Source organism: Alkalibacterium iburiense, from assembly GCF_039521845.1.
Lineage (GTDB): Bacteria > Bacillota > Bacilli > Lactobacillales > Carnobacteriaceae_A > Alkalibacterium > Alkalibacterium iburiense.
Window position 1 is genome coordinate 1 of record NZ_BAAACW010000087.1, and the last position, 9,142, is coordinate 9,142.

Below are 9,142 nucleotides of genomic sequence, written 5' to 3' on the forward strand. Positions count from 1 at the left end.
ACTAAAAGTGGTTGGCAAAGTTCTTAACTTTTCATTGCAATTTTCTAAACATTTATCTTGCAAAACACAAGAGGGGGGATGGGAAGAAGCCGGCCATACTTCCCCTACTAATATTGCTATGTACTTATTAAGTGTCGTTTCTGCGGTAGAGATGGATATACTAACTGAAGAGGAAGGCTTCGAAAAAGTTCAAGTTACGTTAAACAGTTTAGAGGAAATGGAAACCTGGAACGGATTGTATTATAATTGGTACTTTATTGATTCAGGAGAATTAATGACCGATTGGGGTCAATTTATATCAATGGTTGATAACGGATGGTTAACAGCAAGTTTAGTTATTCTTGGACAGTATTACGACGATTTAGCTTCTCAAACACAGGCACTAGTTGAAGCCATGGATTACAGTCCTCTTTACGACGACAGTGTTGGACAGTTTAGAGGCGGCTTTGATGTGGAAGTTGATTCTCTCACCTCCCATCATTACGGAACGTTCTATTCTGAAACACGTATCACTAGCTATTTAGCAATTGGAAAAGGAGATGTCCCAGAAGACCACTGGTGGCATTTAAATCGAACTTTTTTACCTAGTGACACATGGCAATCTCAAATCCCAGAAGGTGAGCATGTATCCTATAATGGAGTTGAATTGTTCCAAGGTTATTATGAATATGAAGGCATCCAGTTTGTTCCTAGTTGGGGAGGAAGTATGTTTGAAGGTTTAATGCCAGCTTTAATTATCAATGAAATAGAATTAGCTGAAAATGGTTTAGGCTTAAATAATGCCCGTCATGTTGAAGGACAAATCAAGTATGCAGAGATGAATGACTATGACGCATGGGGCTTTTCGCCAGCTGCTATTCCAAATGGCTATTCAGAATTCGGTGCGCCAGTGTTGGGTATTGAAGGATATGAGTCTTCCGCCACCGTCACTCCTCATGCCAGCTTTTTAGCTTTGGACTATGATTCGGAAGCTGTTATGGAAAACTTGGAAACATTACGTGATTTAGGCTTATATGGAAATTATGGTTATATGGATACTGTTAATTTAGAAACAGGAATCATTGCCGAGACTTATTTAGCCTTGGACCAAGGGATGATTATGCTCTCCATTGCCAATTATCTAAATGATGGAATCATACGAGAGCTTTTCCATGCTGATGAAATCGGGAGTAATCCTGAACGCCTACTCACTGAGGAAAATTTTGGGATTGAATGATTGAAATAAATGGTGTATCTCATAAAAAAGAAGCGGGAGAATTCTGTCATTCTCCTCGCTTCTCTTTCTTTATGCACGGTACTCTTTATTCAATTCTGGTACGAAAGACTCGATGCCGTTTTCAAATAGTGCGGCGTGCAGACTTTCTGGTTTAAAGGAGTGCCAAGGTAAGGTGTATTTGGCTGATACGGTTTTGGCGACTTCGATGATTTCATCTCGGTTCGCGTGTCCGCTGGCTCCTAGAGATAAGAAAGTTAAGCCGAACTGTTCGAGCTGTTCCAACATCTCTTGATAACGTGGGTCGTAATCCCCTAAAGGTTCTCCGTTACTATGGATATAGACGCCTTGAGTGAACCCATCTAAATAGGAGAGGTTTTTATAACTGTTTTGCAGTACATAATCTCCGGGGGTTTCTTTTATGGCATCCAGTGAGAGGCTTTGGTCTATAAGGGAGTCATCCAATTTCCCAGTTTTGGTTTCTTCTAAGACCGTCCAAGTTCGCTCTGGATAAAAGCCGCTTAAGACATAGGCATAGGGCTCTTCCCATACCATCGTTCGTCCGCGTTCGGTCACGACTTCTTCAACGAAAGCTAAGCGTTCCACGTTTCGGATGTAAGGGTTAAAGACGACGAGATCAGAAGCATGCGTGTTGACGGTGTCTGCGACTGCATCCAGTAAGGTTTCTTCTGATAAGGGGTCCATCTCCACTTGCTCTTCTAAAGTGGTTTCTGTTTCTTCCAATACCTCTTCGTCCCCTTCTTCGTCGTCGTCGAAACTGTAGCTCGTTCCTTCGATAAGCAGGACATCCGGGTGCCAGTCTCTGGCTTTTTCAGCCCACTCTGTCACGCGTTCCGGGTAGTTGCCATTAAAGCGGAAGTCTCCTGAATGAATCAGTTTCAAGTCATCGGATTCGATGAAGAAAGCCGTTGTGCCGAGGGCATCGTGATCACTTAAATGAGGCGTCACCGTTATGTCCCCCACTTGAATCGTTTCTTCCGGTTTATAAGAGTGAAGCTGACATCTGACGGGATCTTCCTCCCCCACTTCCACCAATAAATGAAACAATTTAAGCGAGTCTTCCGATAAGTAAACATGGACCCCTTCTGGTAGAAAGCGCAAAGCGCCCATATGATCGAGGTGCAGGTGAGAAATGAAAAGTGCTGTTTCTAAAGTAGCTTCTTCAAAGCCAGCGAGTTCTATTTTTTCAAAATCATCCGTTGGAAAGAGTTCAGGAATCGCCGGCAAGCGTTTGGCCTGAAGGAAGTTTTCCAGTTCGGATTGGGTTTGTTCTGATTCGGGAACGTCAGCCGAAACAGATAAGCCAAAGTCACAGAGGACTCTGGCTTGTTCTGTTCGTACTTCGACAATGTTCCCACCAATGGTTCGTAACCCACTCCATAAGCGGTAAGTTGTCATATGAATATCCTTTCCGTTATTCCTTTTAGGAACTCTGTTTAGTTATTTGATTCGATAATCGATTCAGCTTCTTGCTGCAAGTTGTCTAAGACATCTTGTGGAGCCATACCTGAAACAGCGACATCATCCATGGCATCGATTAACGCATTTCTAAATTCTCCGTATCCTAAGAATGTTGGAGAAGACATACCGTAGCTTAACATTGTAGTCGCTGCTTCTTGTTGTGGGTTTTCTTCTAAGAAAGCCAAATAGTCTTCATCTTCAAGAGCGGACTCACGAATCGGAACATAACCAGATAACATGGCCCATTCAGCTGTATTTTCAGGCTGCAATAAGAAGTTGACGTATTCTACAAATCCTTGTTGCTCTTCTTCTGATGCTGAGTGGAAGAGAGCCAAGTCATTTCCAGCAAATAAAGTTAATTCTGTATCATTCAATGTTGGAATCGGAGCTGTTCCCCAGTCTAAGCCATTTTCATCCGCTACCGGTTGAACGTGTGCGACTCCAGCAGACGACCCAATGTATAGAGCCGATTCGCCTCTACCGAATGGTCCTGAGAAGAAGCCGTCTTCCCCAGCCGTACGGGCATAGCCTTCATCGAACATATTAGCGATTAATTCTAATGCTTCCACACTTTCAGGTGAGTTGATGTCGACTTCTAATGTCTCTCCATCAATAAAGCCTGCACCATTTTGACGTGCCATTGTTTCAAATTCCATTTCAAAACCGTTTTCGAATCCCATAGCGACACGGTCATCACCATTTTCAACCATTAATTCGCCTAAAGCTTCTACTTCATCCCAAGTCGTTGGTAATTCAACATCATACTCGTCCAAGATACCTTGGTTGTAATACATGACACGTGTAGATTTTGAGAAAGGCATTGCAAAGCGTTCGCCATCATAAACAGATGCTGTTAAGAAACCATCGTAAATGTCATCAATTGCTTCTTGTTCAAAGCCATTTGATGTTAAGAAGTCATCTGATAAAGGAACCAATAATTCATTTGAAGCTAATTCTGGAACATCAGTCGCTGTTAACTGAGACATCGTTGGTAAGTCTCCAGAAACGCCTGCTCCCATAATTGATTGACTTAATTCAGGATACCCACCTTGACCTTGTTCATTCACAAAATACTGATCTTGCGATTCGTTAAAGGCTTCCGTTAAAGGCTTCCGTTAAAGCAGTGATTGCTTCTTGGTGAGGGCCGTTCATAGCGTGCCAGAATGTGATTTCAATTGTTTCACCAGAGGCAGTATCATCTGATGTTTCGTTGTCATCTGACGTTTCTGTTTCGTCTACAGTTTCTTCTCCAGTATTATCATCTGACTGGTCTGGCGTTTCTGTCGTCTCCTCGCCGTTTCCACAAGCTGCTAAAAATAGCGCACTTGCTGTTAAAAGTCCTGTACCCCATCTAATCCATTTGCTCTGCATTGTTGTATCGTCTCCTTTTGGTTTTTTGTATTTAAAAAGTGATACCGATTTTTTTGCTTACCTAGTGCCTCTCTATCCTTTAATACCGGATTTTGAAATGCCCATAATAATGTAGCGTTGGAGGAATAGGTAAATAATAACCATTGGTGCGACAACGATTGTTGAAGCTGCCATGAGTAATTCAAATTGCGTCCCTGCTTCTGTTGTAAAAGCTTGTAGCCCGACAGGTAATGGACGTAATAATCGGTCGTTTGTGACGATTAACGGCCATAAGAAGGCGTTCCAGCTTCCAATAATCTTTAAAATAGTCACAGCCACAATTGCTGATTTAGAAAGAGGAACCATAATGGTCCATAAGAAGTTCCAGTCACTACTGCCGTCTACTTTTGCAGCATAGTATAACTCATTAGGAACGGACTCGAAATTCTGCTTCAGCATAAAGACTGAAAACACACTGGCTAAATAAGGCAGTATCATCGCTGCATAGGTATTGATTAATCCTAAGTTCGATAAAGTTAAGTAGTTCGGAATAATTAATAGTTCACTTGGTACCATCATTGTCGCAATCAAGATAGTAAAGAGAATATTTTTCCCATAAAACTTCAGCCTTGAAAAAGCGAAGGCAGCTAAGATTGTTGAGATTAATTCTCCAATCGTTGATACAGATGTAATGAGCACACTGTTTAAGAAGTAACGTCCGAATGGCGCCACTTCAAACGCCCTTGCATAGTTCTCAAAACGTAAAATACTTGGCCACCACACGGGAGGCATGGCAACGGCTTCCCCTGGAGATTTGAGTGATGTCATGACCATCCAAATGAATGGAATAAGCATTGTAACGGCTCCAACTGTTAAGAGAACATAAGCGATTGCTCGTAAGACTTTCTCACTAGTTGAAGTAATTTCTTTTTGCGGTTTCCCTTTATCCGACTTTTTGAGGACGACAGGGACATCTCTTTCACGTATTTCTTCCACTTGATAGTTCTCCTCTCTTAACGGTGTACGAATTTTTTGTTAAAGGCCATTTGAATGAGCGTAAAGACAAGTATGATCAGGAACAACACAATCCCTGCAGCTGTCGCTACCCCATATTGGTACTCTTCGTAGAATTTCTGGAAGATATAATACACGACGGTTAAAGCTGAACGTGCGGGTCCTGGCCGGCTCTGGAACAAGGCATACACTTCATCAAAGACTTTAAAACTATTGATGACTCCCATGACAGAAACGAGAAACATGGTTGGGCCTAAGAGTGGCAAGGTGATATTCGTGAACCGACTCCATTCTTTGGCTCCGTCTATTTTAGCTGCAGAATAATAGGTCTCGTCAATATTGTTTAACCCCACGAGGAACAAGATAATATTGAAGCCTAAACCTCTCCAGATGGACATGATGACAAGAGCCAGCATGGCATAGTCCGGATCGGTGATGAAGGCAATCGGGTCAATGCCAATTTGACCTAAGAAATAGTTCATCAATCCGTATCGGCTATGGTAAATCCAGTTCCAAACGATGGAAATCGCTACGGTACTTGTTACAAAAGGTAAAAAGTAAATGGAACGGAAAAAACCGGATAAGAATTTAATTTTATTAAGTAATATCGCTATGAATAAAGAAATGACAATGGACGCTGGGACCACACCGAGAACAAATAAGAAAGTGTTTCGTATGGCTAACCAGAATTCCGAGTCAGTAAAGATATACTGAAAGTTATCTAATCCGTATCTTCCCACGACATCCTGGAAAAAGTTGTATTCGGCATAAAAGCTCATCATAAATGAACGAAATATCGGGTAGATGTTAAAGGTTAATATAATGGCCAGCATGGGCGCCATGTAAAGGAGCGCCTTAAGCGAACTCTTCAGGGTTGGCTTTTCAAGCATGGACGTCCTCCATTCTCACTACTTCATTTTCACTGTTAAAGAAATGAATGTCTTCAGTCGCTGCCGTTAAATAGATTTCGTCTCCTTCTTCTGGAATGATTTCTAAATCCGTCGCGACACATTCGGTGTCCCCATTGACGACGTGAACGGTGATGTCTTTTCCGACTCGCGCGACATGGCTGACGATGCCTGTGAATAAGGCTTCTTCAGGCAATGCTGTGGCAATAATATCTTCTGCACGTACACCAATGCTTGCGACTTCTTGTTTTCTGTCTTCAGGAATCGCTAAGCGGCTGCGAGTCACTGGGTCTGATGCGACATCCAAAACATTGATAACCGGTGTGCCTAAGAATTTGGCTACAAATAAATTGTTTGGCTTTTTGTATAAGGTAATAGGGTCACTGTTTTGCTGAATTGCTCCGGCATTCAAAACCATGACTTCGTCTGAAATACTCAAGGCTTCTTCCTGGTCGTGTGTCACGAAAACGGTTGTGACACCTGTTTCTTGCTGAATGCGTCTGATTTCTTCACGCATTTCAATACGTAGACGGGCATCCAAGTTGGATAACGGCTCGTCCATCAGTAAAATCGATGGCTCTTTCGCCAAAGCGCGGGCAATCGCGACACGCTGCTGTTGTCCACCCGATAACTGGCTTGGTTTTTTGTCTACATGATCTTCAATTTGAACTAATTTGGCTAATTCTAATGCGCGTTCTCTTCGTTCTTTCTTTGGTCGCTTTTCCATTTTCAAAGGAAACATAATGTTTTCAAGGACCGTTAAGTGAGGATACAAAGCATAGTTTTGAAAAACCATTCCTACTTTTCGCTTCACAGCATCTTGTTTCGTGACTTCATTGTCCCCGAAATAAATATTCCCACTTGAAGGAAACGTCAAACCTGATATCAGCATCAGTGTTGTTGATTTCCCACATCCACTCGGTCCAAGTATTGAAACGAGCTTGCCTTCAGGAATAGTGAAGTTAATGTTCTCTAATACATCTTTGTCTCCATAACTCATCGTCACATCTTGAAACTTTACCTGCACACCATTCACTCCTTTTATATTTTACTGCTTTTTCCCGAGCAGCATTTCAGTATAGCATTATTTTTATTTACCCGTCTATCCTATCTTTGTAAAGAGTATGTAAAGGCTTGATTTCGCTAACTTTTTATTATTCGGGTTATCTCTTTACTATAGTGAATTATATATGACTTGGCTTCTTTTTTATATCAATTCTTTAAATTAAAATTATTAGAATATTCTAATGTTCGTGTTTTATAACTATTTGACAACTATCCGACTATTTAAAAACGTTTACAAAAAGAACGCCCTTCATAGGTGAGGCCACTGAAAAAGTCCGATTTTCCCGAAAATGAAAATCCTATAAAAACTCATTCCCAAAAAAGAGTTAATTTTAGCTGATAAAGTGGTGGGAACTATGCTTATTATCAATGGTTTCACCTACGAAAGTGGGAGAAAGAATTTTCCGGATTTTCAAATTCAAATTTTTAGTCACTTTTTCAGTGGCCTCTCATAGGTGGGACGCTCTTTTTATAAACTGCTTCCTATACGATTCCAGCTCTGATAGTTCAGTCTCTTTCCCTACCCAGCCTATATGACCGTCTGGTCGGACCAAATAGTAACCGTCTGTTTTAAAGCCGTTCTATTTGGTCTGATTGGTCCACTTTCTTTGAACAACCTGTATGCCTCTGTCCTCCCATTCTTTAATCAGCGCTTCGTCTGCTTTCTGAAAGACATGCAGCTGCCAGCCGTCTTCTCTCTTGAACTCTTGTGTTTCTCCATGTGAATAAGGCAGCCTCATCCCTGCTTTTATTTTTCCATAATGCCCTTGGTTCAGCTCGCTTGGCTCGTAAGTGATGTAGCGTTGGGATAGGACGGTGTACACGAGTCGCTTAACCACCTGACTTCGTTTCATAGCTTGAGCGAACAGCGGAATGGTCTGATCCCTTACGGTTTGCTTCCACTTTTGAGTAGTGGCCAGTTGTTTGAACACCCGGTCTGTGGTTGAAACGAGTGTTTCGGCAAAGGTCTTTCTTTCCCTTTCATAGGTATTCAGCAAGGAAGAATCGGCATTATTCTGAATCACAGAAGCGAGTTTCCAGCCTAAGTTGACGGCGTCCCCTATGCCTGTGCCTTGCCGTATGAGAAAGATTTCAATATGCCCGGAGCCAGACGCTTTTACACGTATGCCTTCTTTGGCCACCGCATGGAGTTCTTGGAGTGGCACGACAAGCCGGACTCCCTCAAAAGAGACCCCTATTAATCATTGACTGATCGGCTAATCCTTCTTTCAGACCCCTGTTTGATATGGATTGACTTTACTCGTCTCTTTAAGATAAGATGATTTGAAACCTATTTTACAAAAAATGAGGGGTATTATGAAAAAGATTAAGTTAACCTATTCTTTAATAGGGGTTCTATTTATCAGTCTTGCGGTGACTTTTTTCCGGCTGGCTGATTTGGGGACGGATCCGTACACGACCTTTAATTTAGGTGTCAGTGATTTTTTAAATATGGCATTTGGTGTCTTTATAATGGTGTCGAGTTTGCTGATGCTGGTCTTCATCTATTTTATGGACCGGTCGCTCGTGGGAATTGGTACATTATTCAATATTTTTATTGTAGGAAACTTATCTGATGTCTTAGTGGCATTATATACCCAAGCCTTTGGTGTGCCTGAAAATTTAGTGGTTCGAGTGATTTTCTCTATTTTAGGGATTGTCTGTCTGGCTATGGGAGCCGCTCTTTATATTGAAGCTGAGGAAGGGATTGCGCCTTATGATGCTCTCCCGATTATTTTAGCGGAACGGGTTCCCCGCTTATCCTTTAGAGTGTCTCGTGTTATTTTAGATACGCTCTTTTCGGTGATTGGCTTTCTGTTCGGCGCCACGATAGGGGTCAATACCTTAGTGACGGCCTTCTTGTTAGGGCCTTTCATCCAGTTTTTCAGAGATATTTTCAAGAAAGACATAGAGGCAAGACGGGTCAAGCACTTGCGTAAAAACAAATTTTAGTAGCTTTTAACGGGCTTTTCCTGTTATCATTTACTATAGATTAATGGATTAGGAGTGGTTTACATCGCACATATAAAAGCGTTAGCCAGTGAACTACCCACCACTTAAATGCTGACGCATTTTGAAGTGGGGGCTTCCTACGAACTCCATTCTTACC

General features: G+C 41.9%; 9 protein-coding genes. 2 read left to right on the forward strand and 7 right to left on the reverse strand.

Annotation, left to right across the window (positions count from 1 at the left end):
- Window positions 1–1,216 (forward strand): glucoamylase family protein (locus ABDZ53_RS07320; protein WP_343755075.1); only part of this gene is annotated, 1,216 nt, incomplete at its 5' end.
- A 69-nt stretch (window positions 1,217–1,285) separates the two neighbouring features.
- Here ABDZ53_RS07320 and ABDZ53_RS07325 read toward each other — a convergent pair.
- The 7 genes from ABDZ53_RS07325 to ABDZ53_RS07355 form a co-directional block, all read right to left on the reverse strand.
- A complete protein-coding gene (locus ABDZ53_RS07325) occupies window positions 1,286–2,632 on the reverse strand; it encodes an MBL fold metallo-hydrolase (protein WP_343755076.1) in 1,347 nt (448 codons plus the stop codon).
- Window positions 2,633–2,670: 38 nt separating this feature from the next.
- Window positions 2,671–3,762 (reverse strand): ABC transporter substrate-binding protein, encoded by a 1,092-nt coding sequence (locus ABDZ53_RS07330; protein WP_343755077.1) that lies wholly within the window; start codon window positions 3,760–3,762, stop codon window positions 2,671–2,673.
- Window positions 3,763–3,784: 22 nt separating this feature from the next.
- Window positions 3,785–4,066 (reverse strand): hypothetical protein, encoded by a 282-nt coding sequence (locus ABDZ53_RS07335; protein ID WP_343755078.1) that lies wholly within the window; start codon window positions 4,064–4,066, stop codon window positions 3,785–3,787.
- 72 nt (window positions 4,067–4,138) lie between these two features.
- A complete protein-coding gene (locus tag ABDZ53_RS07340; RefSeq protein WP_343755088.1) occupies window positions 4,139–4,900 on the reverse strand; it encodes a carbohydrate ABC transporter permease in 762 nt (253 codons plus the stop codon).
- Between the two features lie 158 nt (window positions 4,901–5,058).
- Window positions 5,059–5,949, reverse strand: coding sequence for a carbohydrate ABC transporter permease (locus ABDZ53_RS07345; protein WP_343755080.1), 891 nt, complete (start codon window positions 5,947–5,949; stop codon window positions 5,059–5,061).
- Window positions 5,942–6,994 (reverse strand): ABC transporter ATP-binding protein, encoded by a 1,053-nt coding sequence (locus tag ABDZ53_RS07350; protein WP_343755082.1) that lies wholly within the window; start codon window positions 6,992–6,994, stop codon window positions 5,942–5,944. The genes ABDZ53_RS07345 and ABDZ53_RS07350 overlap by 8 nt, the downstream gene beginning before the upstream one ends.
- 619 nt (window positions 6,995–7,613) lie before the next feature.
- A complete protein-coding gene (locus ABDZ53_RS07355) occupies window positions 7,614–8,198 on the reverse strand; it encodes an FAD-dependent monooxygenase (RefSeq protein ID WP_343755084.1) in 585 nt (194 codons plus the stop codon).
- 151 nt (window positions 8,199–8,349) lie between these two features.
- Here ABDZ53_RS07355 and ABDZ53_RS07360 point away from each other — a divergent pair, with 151 nt between their 5' ends.
- On the forward strand, window positions 8,350–8,985 hold the full coding sequence (locus ABDZ53_RS07360; RefSeq protein ID WP_343755086.1) for a YczE/YyaS/YitT family protein: 636 nt from the start codon (window positions 8,350–8,352) through the stop codon (window positions 8,983–8,985).
- Window positions 8,986–9,142: the final 157 nt, after the last annotated feature.